16 protein-coding genes are annotated in these 16206 nt (G+C 72.0%); 10 read left to right on the top strand and 6 right to left on the bottom strand.

Annotation, left to right across the window (positions count from 1 at the left end; all coding sequences use genetic code 11):
* Positions 1-177: 177 nt before the first annotated feature.
* Positions 178-627, bottom strand: coding sequence for a winged helix-turn-helix transcriptional regulator (locus ME121_RS10210; protein WP_012329601.1), 450 nt, complete (start codon positions 625-627; stop codon positions 178-180).
* A 102-nt stretch (positions 628-729) separates the two neighbouring features.
* On the opposite strand from ME121_RS10210, the gene ME121_RS10205 reads away from it, so the two are divergent.
* Together ME121_RS10205 and ME121_RS10200 are read left to right on the top strand one after the other, a co-directional pair.
* Positions 730-1500 (top strand): SDR family oxidoreductase, encoded by a 771-nt coding sequence (locus ME121_RS10205; RefSeq protein WP_012329602.1) that lies wholly within the window; start codon positions 730-732, stop codon positions 1498-1500.
* Positions 1501-1559: 59 nt separating this feature from the next.
* Positions 1560-1793: a tautomerase family protein gene (locus ME121_RS10200; protein ID WP_024827349.1), complete on the top strand. Its 234-nt coding sequence runs from the start codon at positions 1560-1562 to the stop codon at positions 1791-1793.
* A 73-nt stretch (positions 1794-1866) separates the two neighbouring features.
* Here ME121_RS10200 and ME121_RS10195 read toward each other — a convergent pair whose 3' ends face one another.
* The 3 genes from ME121_RS10195 to ME121_RS10185 are packed head-to-tail and all read right to left on the bottom strand — an operon-like array spanning position 1867 to position 5264.
* Positions 1867-3204: an LLM class flavin-dependent oxidoreductase gene (locus ME121_RS10195; RefSeq protein WP_012329604.1), complete on the bottom strand. Its 1338-nt coding sequence runs from the start codon at positions 3202-3204 to the stop codon at positions 1867-1869.
* 13 nt (positions 3205-3217) lie between these two features.
* Positions 3218-4270, bottom strand: a complete 1053-nt coding sequence (locus ME121_RS10190; RefSeq protein WP_012329605.1) for an LLM class flavin-dependent oxidoreductase — start codon at positions 4268-4270, stop codon at positions 3218-3220.
* A 4-nt stretch (positions 4271-4274) separates the two neighbouring features.
* Entirely contained in the window at positions 4275-5264 is a 990-nt protein-coding gene (locus ME121_RS10185; RefSeq protein WP_089231657.1) for an aliphatic sulfonate ABC transporter substrate-binding protein, read from the bottom strand.
* A 495-nt stretch (positions 5265-5759) separates the two neighbouring features.
* Between ME121_RS10185 and ME121_RS10180 the strand changes: the two genes are divergently transcribed.
* The 6 genes from ME121_RS10180 (at position 5760) to ME121_RS10155 (ending at position 13110) form a co-directional block, all read left to right on the top strand.
* Positions 5760-6983: an acyl-CoA dehydrogenase family protein gene (locus ME121_RS10180; RefSeq protein WP_059408787.1), complete on the top strand. Its 1224-nt coding sequence runs from the start codon at positions 5760-5762 to the stop codon at positions 6981-6983.
* Between the two features lie 7 nt (positions 6984-6990).
* Complete coding sequence (locus ME121_RS10175) at positions 6991-7404, top strand: hypothetical protein (RefSeq protein WP_059408786.1); 414 nt, start codon at positions 6991-6993, stop codon at positions 7402-7404.
* A gap of 2 nt (positions 7405-7406) precedes the next feature.
* The gene (gene soxC, locus ME121_RS10170) at positions 7407-8651 is read left to right on the top strand and encodes a sulfite dehydrogenase (protein ID WP_053620988.1); all 1245 of its coding nucleotides are present in this window, start codon (positions 7407-7409) and stop codon (positions 8649-8651) included.
* The gene (locus ME121_RS10165) at positions 8638-9180 is read left to right on the top strand and encodes a c-type cytochrome (RefSeq protein ID WP_012329610.1); all 543 of its coding nucleotides are present in this window, start codon (positions 8638-8640) and stop codon (positions 9178-9180) included. The genes soxC and ME121_RS10165 overlap by 14 nt, the downstream gene beginning before the upstream one ends.
* A gap of 548 nt (positions 9181-9728) precedes the next feature.
* Entirely contained in the window at positions 9729-11846 is a 2118-nt protein-coding gene (locus ME121_RS10160) for a TonB-dependent siderophore receptor (RefSeq protein WP_043373110.1), read from the top strand.
* A gap of 199 nt (positions 11847-12045) precedes the next feature.
* Positions 12046-13110 carry a HoxN/HupN/NixA family nickel/cobalt transporter gene (locus ME121_RS10155; RefSeq protein WP_059408785.1) on the top strand — a complete coding sequence of 355 codons (1065 nt, stop codon included), beginning with the start codon at positions 12046-12048 and terminating at the stop codon, positions 13108-13110.
* 90 nt (positions 13111-13200) lie between these two features.
* Here the strand turns inward: ME121_RS10155 and ME121_RS10150 are convergent, their stop codons facing one another.
* Both ME121_RS10150 and ME121_RS10145 read right to left on the bottom strand, forming a co-directional pair.
* Positions 13201-13449: a DUF6894 family protein gene (locus ME121_RS10150; protein ID WP_059408823.1), complete on the bottom strand. Its 249-nt coding sequence runs from the start codon at positions 13447-13449 to the stop codon at positions 13201-13203.
* Positions 13450-13653: 204 nt separating this feature from the next.
* Positions 13654-15342, bottom strand: a complete 1689-nt coding sequence (locus ME121_RS10145; protein ID WP_059408784.1) for a methyl-accepting chemotaxis protein — start codon at positions 15340-15342, stop codon at positions 13654-13656.
* A gap of 246 nt (positions 15343-15588) precedes the next feature.
* On the opposite strand from ME121_RS10145, the gene ME121_RS10140 reads away from it, so the two are divergent.
* Both ME121_RS10140 and ME121_RS10135 read left to right on the top strand, forming a co-directional pair.
* The gene (locus ME121_RS10140) at positions 15589-15774 is read left to right on the top strand and encodes a hypothetical protein (protein ID WP_012329615.1); all 186 of its coding nucleotides are present in this window, start codon (positions 15589-15591) and stop codon (positions 15772-15774) included.
* 156 nt (positions 15775-15930) lie between these two features.
* A complete protein-coding gene (locus ME121_RS10135) occupies positions 15931-16206 on the top strand; it encodes a GNAT family N-acetyltransferase (RefSeq protein ID WP_024827340.1) in 276 nt (91 codons plus the stop codon).

Here is a 16206-nt window from a genome sequence, read left to right as displayed (position 1 = left end):
ACTGAAACGCCGATCTTGGCGAGACAATAGATAAAGAGGGATAACGCCCCGCGGACCGACAGGGAAAATGCTGGCGGCGAACAGGCGATCGGCGCCCGCGCCGCGGAAGGCCCGTTCGCCGAACCGGGCTCTGATGCGCCTATCCCGGCCAGACCGCGATCGGGACAGCCTCGGCCGTCACGATGGCCCGGGGCCGGCGGGCAGGTCCGCAGCGTCGGCCGCCGCCGCGAACGCGCGACGGGACCGCTCGATCTCGGCGTGGTGCGTCTCGGCCCAGATCCACACGCCGCAGAACGCGGCTCCCAAGCTCCGGCCGAGCGGGGTCAGCGCGTAGTCCACGCGCGGCGGGATCACCGGGTGGACCGTCCGCCGGACGAGACCGTCCCGCTCCATCTGCCGGACGGTCTGCGTCAGCATCTTCTGGCTGATCCGACCGACGGCCTTGCCGAGCTGCGTGAACCGGAGGGTGCCGTGCTCCTCCAGGGCTTCGAGGATCAGCATGGTCCACTTGTCGGCCACCTGACCGATGATGTCGTTCACCAGGGCCTCAATCGCCGGATCGGCGTCCTGCGGGACCGGGCCGCGCCGCTTCGCCTCGATCGCGGGGTCAGGATTGGACCGGCGCATCCGACACTCTCCTTTCGGTAAGTACAAATCTTTTCGGTGCCTACTTCAGGCTGGAGAGTGTGGGCCATACCCTCTGCGGCGGCAACAACGAGGGTCGCCACCATGAAGACTTCAGGCAACACGGTTCTCATCACCGGCGGCGGATCCGGGATCGGAGCGGCGCTGGCGCAGCGCTTCCACGACCTGGGCAACACTGTCATCGTCGCCGGTCGTCGGGTCGAGGCCCTGGACCGGGTCACGGCCGGCCGGCCGGGCATGCACGCGATGCCGCTCGACATCGCGGAGGCCGGCGACATCGCGGCGTTCGCCGAGCGGATCATCGCCGAGCACCCGACCCTGAACGTGGTGATCAACAACGCCGGGATCATGCGCCTCGAGGCGCTGGATCGGGCCCGCGACCTCTCCGATGCGGAGGCGACGATCACCACCAACCTGCTCGGCCCGATCCGCCTGACGGACGCGCTCGTCGCGCATCTGGTCACGCGCCCGGACGCGGCGCTGATCAACGTGTCGTCCGGGCTGGCCTTCGTGCCCCTGACGACGACGCCGACCTACTCGGCGACGAAGGCGGCGATCCACAGCTACACGGTCTCGCTGCGCGAGGTTCTGAAGGGCAAGGTCGAGGTGATCGAGCTCGTGCCCCCGGCGGTGCAGACGGATCTGACGCCCGGCCAGGCCACGCGCGCGGGCTACCTGCCGCTGGCCGACTTCATCGACGAGGTCATGGTCCTGTTCCAGCAGCAGCCCACGCCGCGCGAGATCCTGGTGCAGCGCGTCGCCTTCCAGCGCAACGCCGAGGCCGAACACCGCTTCGACGCGGCCGTCGCGACCTTGAACGAGGCCGCCCGCGCGGCCCGCGCAGCGCAGCGGTGAGGCCCGCGCCGTCGCGCGGGCGCGGTCAGTGTTCCGTCGATTCAACCTGGAGAAGATCGATGCCGTTCGCCAATTTCAAGATCCCGCAGGGCATGATGACCGGTGCGCAGAAGGCGGATCTGGTTCACCGCGCGACGGATCTGCTGGTCTCCTACTTCGGAGAGGCCGCGCGACCGCACACCATGGTCCTGGTCGATGAGGTCGTCGACGGCGGCTACGGTCGCGCGGACGCGGTGTTCGACCTCGCGGCCCTGCGACGCCTGCAGGCGCAGCAGGGGCCGGGTTCACGCTGACGGATCCGAGCCTCGGCGCGAGCGAGATCTTCGCGCGTCAAGACAGCCCGGGTCCGGTCGGTGGCGCCCCGGGTCAGGCGGAGAGCGAGGCGTCTCCGGCAGCGTCGCGGCTCGGCGGCCGCGCGAGCCCGAGATGGTCGCGCAGGGTCGCGCCCGCGTAGTCGCGCCGGAACAGGCCGCGGCGCTGGAGGATCGGAACGACCGCGTCCACGAAGGTCTCCAGCCCGTCGGGCAGGACGTCCGGCATCAGGTTGAAGCCGTCGGCGGCGCCCGCCCGGAACCACGCCTCGATGTCGTCGGCGATCGCCTCCGGCGTCCCAGCGACGATGCGGTGGCCGACGCCGCCGCCCAGCGCCCGCAGCAGCTGGCGCACGGTCAGCCCGTCCCGCCGGGCGAGCGCCACGGTGCCCAGGAACATCGTGTGGTTGGCGTCGGGCGGGAGCGGCAGCGGGTCCGGCAGCGGCCGGTCGAGGTCGAGCCGCGCGGGATCGATCCGCAGCGTCCCGGCGAGCCGCGCGAGGCTGTACTCGACCGGCACGAGGTTCCAGAGCGCGTCCTGGCGACGCCGCGCCTCGGCCTCCGTGGAGCCGATCACCGTGGCGAGGCCGGGCAGGATGACCAGCGCGTCCGGGGCGCGGCCGTAGCGCGCCGCGCGGGCGCGCAGGTCCCGCGCATAGGCCGCCCCGTCCGCGACGGTCTGGGCCAGGGAGAACACCGCGTCGGCGGTGGCGGCGGCGAGCTCGCGCCCGTCCTCTGAGCCGCCCGCCTGGAAGGTCACCGGGCGCCCCTGCGGGCTGCGCGGCACCGTGAGCGGTCCCTCGACCGCGTAGTGGGCGCCGCGGTGGCGGATTGCGTGGACCTTCCCGGTGTCGACGAACCGCCCGCCCGCCTTGTCGCCGACGAACGCGTCGTCCTCCCAGCTGTCCCACAGGGCGTGGACCAGCTCGGTGAACTCCCGCGCCCGGGCGTAGCGCGCCCCGTGCTCGGACGCGCCCGCGAAGCCGAAATTGCGGCCCGCGGCGGCATCGGCGGTGGTCACCACGTTCCAGCCGGCGCGGCCGCGGCTGACCATGTCCAGGCTCGCGAAGCGGCGGGCGAGATTGTACGGTTCGTTGTAGGTCGTCGAGGCGGTGGCGACGAGGCCGACATGGCTGGTCGCCGCCGCGACGCTCGCCAGCACCACGGTGGGTTCGAGGGCGTTGAACGGCCGGTAGTCGATCCGGTCGTTGATCGCCGGCGTGTCGGCCAGGAAGATCGCGTCGAGCTTGCCCCGCTCCGCGACGCGGGCGACGCGCACGAAGTGGTCGATGTCGACGAAGGCGTCCGGCCGGCTGTCCGGCAGCCGCCACGCGGACGGGTAGACGCCCGAGTGCAGCAGGTTGACGTTGAGATGCAGCGTGCGTCCGCTCATCGAACTCTCCGGATCAGCGGACGCGCGGCAGAACCTGCTCGGCGAAGCGGCGCATCTCCGCCTCGAACGGCTGGAACTGCAGCATGAACAGGTCGATGCCGGCCGCGTGGAACGCCCGGATCCGCTCCGCCACGGTGGCGTAGCTGCCCACCAGCCCGGCGGCCGTGCCGCCGTTGGTGCCGACGTGGCGGGCGGCGGCCGCGTCGGTCTTGGCGAACATCACGCTGGCCGTGTCGGTCCGGGCGCGGGTGTCGGCGCGCAGGTCGGCGTCGCGCTGCGCCAGGGCGAGGAGCCGCGCGTGCTCGGCCTCCGCCGCCGCGTCGGTGTCCCGCGCGATCACGAAGGCCGAGAGGCCGTAGCGCAGCGGGCCGTTGGCGGCGGGCCGGCGGGCGACGTCGGCGATCAGGGCGGCGACGTCCTCCAGCGGCTGGCCGTTGATGAACCAGACATCCGCGTGGTCGGCCGCCAGCGCCCGGGCGGGCTCCGACTCGCCGCCGAGATAGATGGTCGGCCGCTTCCGGAACGTGCCGGCGGGGCGGAGCTGGTAATCCTCCACGCGGAAATGCGCCCCCGCGAACGTGACCCGCTCGCCGCGCATCAGCCGGTCCACGAGGCCGATCCACTCGCGGCCGTAGGCGTAGCGGTCGTCGTGCGCGGGGAACGGCAGGCCGGCCCGCTCGAACTCGGCCCGGTTCCAGGCATTCACGAGGTTCAGCGCGAAGCGGCCGCCGCTGATATGCTCGATCTGGAGTGCCATCTTGGCGAGCACGACCGGGTGGTAGAGCCCGGGCTTGATCGCCGCGATGATCTCGATGCGCCGGGTGAGCGCCGCGAGGGCCGCCGCCCCCGTCCAGGCCTCGAGCTGGTCGCGGTCCCCGTCGTAGGGGTTCATCGTGTGCTGGGCGACCAGCACGGAATCGTAGCCCAGGGCCTCCGCCTCCAGGACCAGGGCGCGGTTGCGCTCCCAGCTGGCGTCGTCCGGCTCGTCGGGGTCGTGGTGGGAGGCCCGGGAGCCGTGAACGGCCGCCCAGATGCCGAAGCGGGGTGCGTCGGTCGGTCCGGCCACGGCCTCAGCCCCGACCCACGGGCGCCTGCCAGATCGGCACGTCGGTGGCGTCGATCCGGCGCGGGATGAGCTTGGCCTCGTAGAACACGTCGGCGATGGCCTGCTGCTCGCCGAGCTGGGCGCGGTCCACCGGCTCGACCGCGTAGGTGCGGCGGCTGTTGGCGGCGGCCACCACCGCGGGCGGCAGGTCGCCCCAGATCGGCGCGAGGAGCGCCACCGCCTCCTGCGGGTTCGCCCGCATCCAGGCGCCGGCCTCGACCAGCGCCCGGTAAACCGTGGCGACGACCTCCGGCTGCGCGGCGACGAAGCTGTCGTTGACGAGGTAGTAGCGGTGATAGCTCGTCAGACCGGTGGCGTCGGCGACGACCCGCACCGGGCGCTTGGCCTGCGCGAAGGCGAGGAACGGGTCCCAGATCGACCACGCGTCGAGGCTGCCCTGCTCGAAGGCGGCCGCGCCCTCCGGTGCCTGGAGGTAGGCCGGCTTGATGTCGGCGAAGCTCAGGCCCGCGCGCTTCAGGGCGGCGGCGAGCACGTAGTGGCTGCCCGAGCCCCGGGAGACGCCGACCGTGCGGCCCTTCAGGTCCGCGACCGTGCGGATCGGCGAGTCCGCCGGGACGATGATCGCCTCGGCGGCCGGCGCGCCGCGCTCGCGGGCGTAGAAGGTCAGCGGCGCCCTGGCCGACTGCGTGAAGATCGGCACCGCGTCGGCGACGTCGGCGTGGATGTCCACGGCGCCGGCCGACATGGGCTCGATCACGCTGGTGAACAGGTGCCAGCTCGGGGTGAAGCCCAGCGGCGCGAGGCGCTCGGCGAGCGTCCCCTTCACCTTCAGCACGGTGAACAGCACCGAGGAGCGCTGCATGCTGATCTTCACCTCGCGGGGACCGGCCAGCACCGCGGGCGTGCCGAGCGCCAGGGTGGCGGCGGCGCCGAGGCCAGTGCGCAGCACCGATCGGCGGGACGGGGCGATCCGGCTCAACGTGTCGTCGGTCATCGAGATCTCGCGGATCGGACGGTGTGGTCGAAGGCAAGGCCGGATAGGCGCGGCGGTCCGGATAGTCCGCGACGGTCCGCGCCACATCTGGCTGCGTACTATTCAAGACCGGCGCCGATGACCGGATCAATGGAATAGGATTTCTATTTACTCGCGGAGTGGAAAAGCGCGTCCTCCCGATGGCGGTGCGCGCAGCAAGGCCGTCTTCCGAACGCATCGGAGGGCCCGTCTCATGTTGCGGGCGGCCTCGGCCGGCCCGATGGCTGGGCCGGATCCGGCGCCGCAGAGGATCTCCGTGACGCGCGCCCCGGGCGAAGAAAAGTATTTCCTCGGAGGATCAACTTGTAAATCAAACCTATTTCTGAAGAGTATCTGCCGAGATGTTGGTTCCAAATGCCTGGCCGGCATCCGGATTCGGCTTGAGTGCGGAGATCATCTCACCGATTCCATGGCCGTGCGCCCGGGGGCGCGGGTCGGAATCGGGAACAGGAAGCCATGTCGCAGACGGAAGCGGGGTGGGGTGCGGGTGCGAGCGCGCGCTACGAGGCGCTGGCGGATCGGTTTCGCCCGGTCTTCGCCGAGATCCGCGCCACCGCGGTCGAGCGGGACCGCACGCGTCGCCTGCCCCATGCCGAGATCGGCTGGCTGCGGGAGGCGAACTTCACCACCCTGCGTCTCGCCCTCGAGGAGGGCGGACACGGCGCCAGCCTTCCGGAGCTGTTCGCGCTGCTGATCGAGCTGTCCCAGGCGGATTCCAACGTCACCAACGCCCTGCGCGCCCATTTCGGCTTCACCGAGGACGCGCTGTGCTCCGCGTCGGCCGCTTGGCGCACCGCCTGGATCGCCCGGATCGGCGCCGGCGAGACGATCGGCAGCGGCGTCTCGGAGACGGGGCCCGCCAAGGTCGGCGCCTTCGACACGGTGGTCCGGCGCCGCGACGGGACCCCCGTCGTCGACGGCCGTAAATTCTACACCACGGGCTCGCTGTTCGCGGATTACATCCACCTCTCGGCCGAGGACGAGGCGGGCGGCGCCGTGACCGCCGCGGTGCCGGTGCGCGCGCCGGGCGTGACCATCGTGGACGACTGGGACGGGTTCGGGCAGGCGCTCACCGCCAGCGGCACCGCGACCTTCGCGGACGTCGCGCTCGACCCGGCGCTGATCAAGCCGGATCCGGCGCGCTTCCCCTACGCCATGGCGTTCTTCCAGCTGGTGCATCTCGCCACGCTCGCCGGGATCGGCCGGGCCGCGGCCGAGGACGTGGCGCGGCTCGTGGCCGAGCGTTCCCGGGTCTACAGCCACGGCAATGCCGGGCGCGCGGCGGACGACCCGCAGATCCAGGCGGTGGTGGGGCGCGTCCGGGGGAACGCCTACGCGGCCGGCGCCGTGGTGCTGAAGGCCGCCGAATCCCTCCAGCGGGCCTACGACGCGCATCGGGCCGGCGACGGCGCGGCGGCGGACCGGGCGGCGACGCTCGCCGATGTCGAGGTCAACCAGGCGGTGAGCGTGGTGACCGATCTCGTGCTCCAGGCCACGACGAGTCTGTTCGACGCGCTGGGCGCCTCGGCGGTGAAGGCGGGCCTCGGACTCGACCGCTACTGGCGCAACGCCCGCACCATCGCGTCCCACAACCCGCGGATCTACCGGGACCGGATCGTCGGGGCCTTCGCGGTCACGGGCGCGCCGCCGCCGCGGCAGTACCGCGTCGGATCGGCGTGAGGCGACCGTGCCGCGCCGCCGCGAACGCCTGCGCCTGGGCGCCTGCCTGGACCCAGGCGGGCACCACGTCGCCGCGTGGCGGCACCCGTCCGCGCAGGCGGATGCCGGGAGCAACGCCGCCCATGACCGGCAGATCGCCCGGACCGCGGAGGCCGCGAAGTTCGACCCGGTTTTCCTCGCCGACGGGGTCAGCATCCGGGGCGACGACCTCGACGCCCTGAGCCGGACGGCGAACCGCTACGCCGGCCCGGTCGAGCCGCCGACCCTGCCGGGGGACCGCGACGGTTTCGCCGCGCGCGTCGTCCCCGCACTGCAGCGCCGGGGCCTGTTCCGAGAGGACTATGAGGGACCGACGTTGCGTGAGAATCTCGGCCTGCCCCGGCCGGTGGGGCGAGGCAGCGTGCCAGACGATGAGCCGTGACGATGAGCCGTGACGATGAACCCCCGCCGGCGCGCCGGCGCTTCCTCGCTCAGGGCGCGGCGGCGGCCGCGGCCGCGCTCGCCGGCGGGCCGGCCCGGGCGGAGGAGGCGGCGCCCCCGGCCGTTCCCGAATGGATGAAGATCCCGGGCGCCGATGTCGGCAGCCAGACCTACGGCCGGCCCTCGCGCTTCGAGGACGGCGTCATCCGCAACGTCCCGCAGGGTCTGAAGCAGTATATCTCGGCGTCGAGCCGCACGCCGCTGCAGGATCTCGACGGCATCCTGACGCCCAACGGCCTGTTCTACGAGCGCCACCACGGCGGCATCCCGGACATCGATCCCGCCCGGCACCGGCTGATGATCCACGGGCTCGTCGAGACACCGCTGATCCTCACCATGGAGGACATCCGCCGCTTCCCGTCGGAATCGCACATCTACTTCCTCGAATGCTCGGGCAACCCGGGCTTCGAGGCGATCAAGGGGCGGACAGCGTCGGATCTCGTCGGTCTCGTCAGCTGCGCCGAATGGACGGGCGTGCGCCTCGCGACCGTGCTGGCGGAGGCCGGGCTCAAGCCGGACGCGCGGTGGATCGTGGCCGAGGGCGCGGACGCGGCCGCGCTGACCCGCAGCATCCCGATCGCCAAGTGCCTCGACGACGCCCTGCTGGTCTACAGCCAGAACGGGGAGCGGCTGCGCCCGCAGCAGGGCTACCCGCTCCGGGTGCTCCTGCCCGGCTACGAGGGCAACATGAGCGTGAAGTGGCTGCGCCGGCTCAACGTCACGGCGGAGCCGGCCTATTCGCGCGAGGAGACGTCGAAGTACACCGACCTGATGCCCGACGGCACGGCCCGGCAATTCACCTTCGTCATGGAGGCCAAGTCGATCATCACGCGGCCCTCGGGCACCCAGCGGATCGCCCCCGGCTTCCGCGAGATCACCGGCCTCGCCTGGAGCGGGCGCGGGCGGATCCGCGGCGTGCAGGTCTCGACCGACGGGGGCGCGAGCTGGCGGGACGCGGTGCTGCAGGAGCCGGTGCTCAACCGGGCGCTGACGCGCTTCCGCCTGCCCTGGCACTGGGACGGCACGCCGACCACCATCGCGAGCCGGGCGATCGACGAGACCGGGTACGTCCAGCCGAGCTTCGACGCGCTGACGGCGGTGCGCGGCCTCAAATCCTTCTACCACAACAACGCGGTCGTGCCCTGGCGCATCGGGCCGGACGGCGAGGTGACCAATGGCTACGCGTGAAGCGAGCGCCGCCGTCGGCATGGCCCTGGTGCTCGCCTGCGCGGGGTCGGCGCCGGCGAGCGAGCGCCTCGGGATCGGGCGCCCGGCCTCGGAGGCCGAGATCGCCGCCTGGAACATCGACATCGACCGCGACGGGCGGAAGCTGCCGCCGGGACACGGCAGCGTCGCCCAGGGGCGCGCGGTCTTCGACGCGCAGTGCGCGTCCTGCCACGGCGGCCGGGGCGAGGGCGGGACCGGCGAGCGGCTCGTCGGCGGGCGGGGCACGCTCGCCTCGGCGAAGCCGCTCAAGACCGTCGGCAGCTTCTGGCCCTACGCGCCGACCCTGTTCGACTACATCCGGCGGGCGATGCCGATGAACGCACCGCAATCGCTCAGCGCCGACGAGGTCTACGCGGTCTCGGGCTACGTGCTGTACCTGAACGGGCTCGTCCCGGAGAGCGCCGTGCTCGACGCCGCCACCCTGGCCGCCGTCCGCATGCCGAACCGCGACGGGTTCGTTCCCGATCCCAGGCCCGACGTGAGACCCTGACGGGAGCGGCGTACCCGATGAGACCGCCCCGGCCCCGCCCGCCGCCGTGCCGCGACGGCGCTGTGGCCGTTCCGCCACTGTTGTCGCAACATTATTACATTCGGTTGTCGGGGCGTTGACCCGGCCGGTCACCGCGGCAAGTATCCTCCGGCCAAGGTTCTCCGGGCACGGCTCGGAGCCGGAACGGGACGCTGGCGCGCTCTTCGCGCCGCATCCGGATCTGCCCCGCACCTGTGGACGGGGCGTTCCCGCTCTGCGCGGCCGCCGGTGCCGCGCACCGGGACGGTCCGGCGGCGGCGATGACCCGCGTCACGGGAGGCGACCTTCGGCGCGATGACGTTCCTCGGGCGCGGTGCCCCAGCGGAGCGCGCGGTGACGCCCCTCCGGGTGGGACGCCGCTCGCCGCCGCGTGGCCGCGCGCCGGCAGCAGCGAGTGTGTGGTGGCGAGTTCTGGACGACCGTCCTTCCGCGAAAGTCCCAGGCCGCGCCGGGGATACGCCGGCCCTGCACGGGCGCGACGCGGCAGCCCGCGTCTGGCACTCGCGGCCCTGCTGTCCGCCGGCGCGCCGGTCGGCGAGGTCCGCGCGCAGGAGAGCGTGACCCTGGAGGAGTTGTCGGTCGAGCATGTCGGCGAGGGTGCCGGTCGCACGACGGCGTCCGGGCGCGGGACCATCGGCCTGATCGGCCCGACACCGGGCTACGGCGCGGGCGCGGCCGTCAGCGCGACGCGCACGGCGACGCCGCAGATCGACGTGCCCGTGGCCGTGTCGGTGGCGCCGCGCGAGACGATCACCGACATCGCCGCCACCCGCGTGGACCGGGTCTTCGACTACCTGCCCGGCGTCGCCCGGCAGAACAATTTCGGTGGGCTGTCGATCTTCAGCTACGCCATCCGCGGCGTCACGACCTCCGAGATCTACAAGAACGGCTTTCCCCTCAATCGCGGGACGCCGCCGCCGCCGGATGCCCAGAACATCGAGCGCATCGAGGTGCTCAAGGGCCCGGGCGCGGCCCTGTTCGGGCGCAGCGATCCCGGCGGCCTCGTCAACCTGATCACCAAGCAGCCGACCGCCGAACGGTTCGTCGAGTTCGGCAACCAAATCGACTCGTTCGGCCTGACCCGGGGCACGATCGATGCCGGCGGCGCGCTGAGCGCGGACGGCACGGTCCTCTACCGCTTCAATCTCGCCGCGCAGGGCGCGGGCAGCTTCCGCGATTTCGTGGACAGCGACCGGCTCCTCGTCGCGCCGGTGGTGAGCTGGCAGGTCACCCCGGACACGCGGATCACGGTCGAGACCGAGTTCGTGCGGAACCGGATCGTCTTCGACCGGGGCGTCATCGCGCTGAACCGGCAACTCGGATTCCTGCCCGTCTCCCGCTTCCTCGGCGAGCCCGGGCAGAGCACCTATCAGAACAACAACAGCCTGCAAGTCCGCGTCGACCATCGGTTCGACGAGAACTGGCAGCTTCGCCTGGCGACCTACTTCAACACGGGCGATCTCGCGGGCGAGTCGGCGGAGATCCGCGCCATCGCCGCCGACAACCGCACGGTCTCGCGCGACCGCAACGTGCGCGACTACCGCTGGGACGTGGCCGTCGGCCAAGCCGACCTCGTCGGGCGCTTCGATACCGCCGGCATCGGCCACACGCTTCTTCTCGGGATGGACCGGGAGAGCACCGACAGCCGCACGCAGTACCTGCGCTCGAACTTCCGCACGAGCCCGTTCGCCCTGGACATCTACGCCCCGGTCTACGGCCAGGCGCTGCCGCCGATCACCGTCCCGCGCAACAACCTGGAGCGGATCACCAACACCGGCCTCTACGCGCAGGACGAGATCGTCCTGAGCCCCGAATGGCGGGCGCTCGTCGGTGTGCGCCTCGACATCTTCGAGCAGAGCTTCCGCGAGCGCGCCGTTCGCAGCCAGGTCGACCAGTCGCGGGTCGCCGCGTCCCCGCGGGCCGGCCTCGTCTACCGGCCGATCCCGGAACTCGCCCTCTACACCAACGTCGGCACGAGCTTCCGGCCGAATACCGGTCCGGACGCCGCCGCCGTCACCCGCGGCACGGCCCTGCCGCCCGAGACCGGCCTCGGCTACGAGGTCGGCGCCAAATCCGAGCTGTTCGGCGGCACCCTGCTCCTCACCGCCGCGGCCTTCCGGGTGGAGCGGGAGAACGTGCTGACGCCCGACCCCGCGAATACCGGCTTCTCCCTCGCCGCCGGGGCCGTCCGCAGCCAGGGCTTCGAGCTGACGGCCCAGGGGCAGATCACGCCGGAACTGAAGCTCCTGGCCGGCTACGTCTACGCCGATGCCCGGGTGACCAAGGACAACGTGCTGCCGGTCGGGGCCCCGCTCATCAACGTGCCGCGCCATTCGGGCAGCCTGCTCGCGGTCTACGAGCCGGAGGGTGCGTGGCGCGGCTTCGGTGTCGGCGGCGGCGTCCGGGGCGTGGGCGCGCGCGCGGGCGACGCGGCCGGCTCGGGCTTCACGCTGCCGGCCTACGTCGCGGTCGATGCGCTGGCCTATTACCGCTTCGACAATGCCCGGATCGCGCTCAACGTCGAGAACATCTTCGACACCGCGTACTACGAGAGTTCGCTCAACGTGTTCCGGGTCTATCCGGGCTCGCCCCGGCGGTTCACGGGCTCCGTGACGGTGCGGTTCTGATGGCGAGCTCCGGGGCCGCCCCGGGGCGAGGGAGCGCCCGGATGCGCCCGGGCGACTCGACGCGTCGCGGCCGCCGTGAGACTGCCGCGCTCGCGGTACTCCGCGGCTCGGCCGGTTCTGCGCTATGTCGGATCGCGCGCGGCGGCGCGGGGCCGGGCGGCGGCGCCGAGGGGACGATGGTCGGGTGGGTAAGGGTTTGATGGAAGCGATCGTCCCGTCCGATGGCACGGCGCCGCGCGTCGTGCGACGCCGTATCGGTCTGCTCTACCTCGTCCTGATCGCGGCCAACATCGCGGCCTGGATGTGGGCCTACAGCCTGTTCGCCGGCCAGCCGGCCCTGCTCTCGACCGCGCTGCTGGCCTACGTCTTCGGGCTGCGCCACGCGGTCGATCCCGACCACATCGCCGCCATCGACAACGTCACCCGCAAGCTGATGCAGGCGGGCCAGCGGCCGGTCTCGGTGGGCTTCTGGTTCGCGCTCGGCCACTCCACCGTGGTGGTGGTGGCCGCGGCCGCGGTGGCGCTGGCCGCGACCAGCCTGATCACGGCCTCGGAGGGCTACCGGGAACTCGGCGGCCTGATCGGCACCGGCGTCTCGGCCGCCTTCCTGATCCTCATCGGCCTCGTCAACCTCGTCGTCCTCGCGGGCGTCTGGCGCGCGTTCCGGCAAGTGCGGCGCACCGGCCGCTACGTCGAGGCCGACTTCGACATGCTGCTCGCCAACCAGGGCGTTCTCGCCCGGATCCTGCGGCCCCTGTTCCGCCTCGTGACGCGCTCCTGGCACATGTACCCGCTGGGCCTGCTCTTCGCCCTCGGCTTCGACACCGCCACGGAGGTGAGCCTCTTCGGGCTGTCGGCCGCCCAGGCGAGCCAGGGCACCGACCTGTGGACGATCCTGGTCTTCCCGGCGCTGTTCACCGCCGGGATGACGCTGGTCGACGCGACCGACGGCGTGCTGATGCTCGGGGCCTACAGCTGGGCCTATGTCCAGCCCATGCGTAAGCTGTTCTACAACCTCACCATCACCCTGGTGTCGGTGGCGGTCGCGCTGGTGATCGGCACGCTGGAGGCGCTGAACCTCCTGGCGGACAAGCTCAACCTGCAGGGCTGGCTCTGGCAGCGGATCGCCGCGATCAACGACCATTTCGGCGTGCTCGGCTTCGGCATCGTCGGGCTCTTCGCGGCGGCGTGGCTCCTGTCGTTCCTCATCTACCGCCTCGGCCGGTTCGACCGGATCGCGGTCGAACCGGCCGATATGCCCTGACCGGCGCCGGCCGTGCCCGCGCGCGGATCGTCCAGGCCCGGTGAGCCGGGCCGACGTCGAGGCGCGCCGGATGCGCGACGCGGGCTGAACCTACTCGGCCGCCTCGCTCAGCCTCAGGCCGGTGAAAGTCAGCGTCGCCGTGTAGATCGGAGCGCCCGCCGCATCCCGGACAATCACCGTGTAGGATTGCCTGTCCCCGTCGCTCGGGATCTCCCATCGCGCGACGTCCGGGAGGGAGATCATCGCCTCTCTGCGAGCGGCGTCGAAGTCGGCGCACTCGGTCCCGTCCTCGTCCCGTTGCCACTGGCCGTCGTGGATATCGAAGAAATAGCGTGGCACCCACGCCTCCGTGACTGGCTCCCTCCTCACGAAAGCTAACCGGGGTCAGAAGTGTCGGTTCTCGGCGCGCGGCGCCCGGTCCGCGCCGCCCGCCCGTCCCGGCGGCCCGCGCGGATCCGGCGCGGAACTCCCGGTCGCGCGCTTCCAGCGAGAGGCCCGGCGGCGACCCGGGAGGGTATCGCGCGGGCCTCGGCCGTCGCCGCCTCAGGCGGCCTGCACGGTGGTCAGGAAGCGGCGCACCTCCTCCGACAGTCGCTCGGATTGCTGTGACAGCTCGGACGCCGACGTCAGGACATGGGCGGCTGCCGCGCCCGTCTCCTCGGACGCCCGGGCCACGCCCGCGATGTTGCCGGTCACCTCGGACGTGCCGTTCGAGGCCTGCGCCACGTTGCGCACGATCTCCTGCGTGGCGGCGCTCTGCTGCTCGACAGCCGCGGCGATGCCGGCCGCCACATCGTTGATCTCGCGGATCCGTCCCGTGATCCCGCCGATCGCCGCGACGGCCTGATCGGTCACGCCCTGTACCTGGCCGATGCGCTGGCCGATCTCCTGGGTGGCGCGCGCCGTCTGGTTGGCCAACGCCTTGACCTCGGCCGCCACGACCGCGAAGCCGCGCCCGGCCTCGCCCGCGCGCGCCGCCTCGATCGTCGCGTTGAGCGCCAGAAGGTTCGTCTGGCCCGCGATGTTCGAGATCAAGCCGACCATCGCGCCGATCTGCTCGGCCGCCTGGCTGAGCTCCTGCACGAGGCGCGTGGTCTGGTCAGCCTCCGCGACAGCCGCCTGAGCGAGCCCGGCCGAGCCGGCCACCTGCCGCCCGATCTCCTGCACGGACGTGCCCAGCTCCTCGGCAGCCACCGCGACCGTCCCGACATTCGCCGCCGCCTCTTCGGCCGCCGCCGCCACCGTGCTCGATCGCGCGGCCGTCTGGCTGGCGTTGGCGGTCATCTGCTCGGCCGTGGCCTGCAGCTCGGTGGAGGACGAGGACACCAGGCCGACGATCCCCCCGACCGCCCGCTCGAAGCTGTCGGCCATCTCGACCATCGTGCGCCGGCGCTCCGCCGCGGCGGCCGCGTCGGCGATCTGGCGACGCTCGGCCTCCTCGGCCGCCTTGCGGGCGACCATGCTCTTGATGGTGTCGACGGCGCGGCCGAGTGCGCCGATCTCGTCGCCGCGCCGGCGCTCGGCGATCTCGGCGTCGATCTCGCCGGCAGCCATGCGCTCCAGAACGGCGACGAGGCGGGTGATTGGGCGCTGGATGTTGAGCATCAGCAGCATCGCCGCCCCGAGCAGGCTCAGCAGCATCGCGGCGCCCGCGACCAGACCGAAACGCGTCGCGGCGCTGACTTGCTCGGCGGTGGTCTGCATGGCGCTGTCGGTGAAGCCGCGCGCGTTGGCGACCGCCTGGTTGATCATCCCCTCCGCCCGGGCGATCTGGTCCGTGATGGACCGTCGCGCCGCACTGGCCGCCTCGGAATCGGCCGCGCCGCCGCGCAGGTCGCCCCGCCCGGCTCCGGCATAGCTGCCGATCGCGGTGGCCAAGTCCTGGAGAGCCTTCCCGCTGTCGCGCAGGATCTGCGGCTTGAGCGCGATGGCGATGGGACGCTCCAGCCCCCGCATCGCCTGATCGGCCTCCCGCGCGGCGGCGGAGACGGCCGCGTCGGCCTCGGGACCAGTCCGCGCGAGATCGACGGCCTTGAAGCTCAGCTGGATGCGATTCAGGGCGACCTGTGCCTGGGAGATCCCGGACAGGATTGCCTGCTCGCGGACGACCGCATCGGTCGCCTCGGCGATCCGGCGATCGCTGTTCCACTGGTTGTAGATGACGCCGACAGCGAACGCGGCCGTGACAGCAGAGGAAAGGATGAGCTTACGTCCGATAGTCAGGCTGAGCATGTCTGTAGCCAGTATCCGCAGTCACACGACAAGGTTTCTGGTCTTTAATACCCAGCTCGATCTAAAAGAGTCTTAATCTATCGATGATTTGTCTTGACGTCACCAATTTCAACTTTTGATGATCCTGGCCACAGCTTTGGCGTGTGCCACGTGGCTGGACCAGATCTGGACCCGGCGCCGAACGCGCGGCCGTCACGGAAGTTCCCGTGGCAGCCGCCGGGATACCCTCCGTTCCCGAGGCCGACCGTGCCCCGCCGCGCCGTCCGCGTGCTGGCGGCGAAGCGCGCCCCTGCGCTCCTGCTGCGTGCCGACGGCGCGATGCCCTCGTCGGTCCCACCGAGGGTCGTCATCGCGACCGCGTCCGGTCCGGCCGGCGAGGCTGCGACGCTCGCGCGCCATGTCCACGGCGGCGGCGGCGATGCCGACGCGTGAGTCCTGATCCGCGTCCGCGACGCGGACCGGCGCCCCATATAGCCTCGCGGAAGCGCGGGCCTCCGGGACGTCGTCCGTGACGGCTCGGGGATCTTCCGGAGCACCGGGTTGACGCGGTGCTTCCCGATCGGAGGCGCGCGAGGCCAGGGGACGAGGATGACCGAGACGCTGCGCGACAATATCGAGCAAAGCCGGTTCGAGCTGCAGGTCGGCGACGACGTCGCCTTCGCGACCTACCGGCGCGAACCCGGCCGGCTCGTCATCGGCTACGTCTACGCGCCGCCGGTCCTGCGCGGCACCGGGGCGGCCGCGCGGCTCATGGAGGGGGTCGCGGCGCACGCGCGCGCCGCGGGGGATCGGATCGTACCCCTGTGCGGCTACGCCCGGGCATGGCTGCGCGGTCACCGGGCGCATCGCGACCTGCTCGCGTGA

It is taken from the genome of Methylobacterium sp. ME121 (genome assembly GCF_000974725.1).
GTDB classification, from domain to species: Bacteria; Pseudomonadota; Alphaproteobacteria; order Rhizobiales; family Beijerinckiaceae; genus Methylobacterium; species Methylobacterium radiotolerans.
Note: the sequence above shows the minus strand (reverse complement) of the source record. Positions and strands in the feature narration are given on the sequence as shown.

Bases quoted from the DNA above. Each gene is read 5' to 3' on its own strand.
- ME121_RS10185 (WP_089231657.1), bottom strand. From the start codon at position 5,264: ATGACCGACGACACGTTGAGCCGGATCGCCCCGTCCCGCCGATCGGTG.
- ME121_RS10155 (WP_059408785.1), top strand. From the start codon at position 12,046: ATGGAAGCGATCGTCCCGTCCGATGGCACGGCGCCGCGCGTCGTGCGA.
- ME121_RS10165 (WP_012329610.1), top strand. From the start codon at position 8,638: ATGGCTACGCGTGAAGCGAGCGCCGCCGTCGGCATGGCCCTGGTGCTC.
- ME121_RS10180 (WP_059408787.1), top strand. From the start codon at position 5,760: ATGTCGCAGACGGAAGCGGGGTGGGGTGCGGGTGCGAGCGCGCGCTAC.
- ME121_RS10200 (WP_024827349.1), top strand. From the start codon at position 1,560: ATGCCGTTCGCCAATTTCAAGATCCCGCAGGGCATGATGACCGGTGCG.
- ME121_RS10205 (WP_012329602.1), top strand. From the start codon at position 730: ATGAAGACTTCAGGCAACACGGTTCTCATCACCGGCGGCGGATCCGGG.
- ME121_RS10145 (WP_059408784.1), bottom strand. From the start codon at position 15,342: ATGCTCAGCCTGACTATCGGACGTAAGCTCATCCTTTCCTCTGCTGTC.
- ME121_RS10135 (WP_024827340.1), top strand. From the start codon at position 15,931: ATGACCGAGACGCTGCGCGACAATATCGAGCAAAGCCGGTTCGAGCTG.
- soxC (WP_053620988.1), top strand. From the start codon at position 7,407: ATGAGCCGTGACGATGAACCCCCGCCGGCGCGCCGGCGCTTCCTCGCT.
- ME121_RS10195 (WP_012329604.1), bottom strand. From the start codon at position 3,204: ATGAGCGGACGCACGCTGCATCTCAACGTCAACCTGCTGCACTCGGGC.
- ME121_RS10210 (WP_012329601.1), bottom strand. From the start codon at position 627: ATGCGCCGGTCCAATCCTGACCCCGCGATCGAGGCGAAGCGGCGCGGC.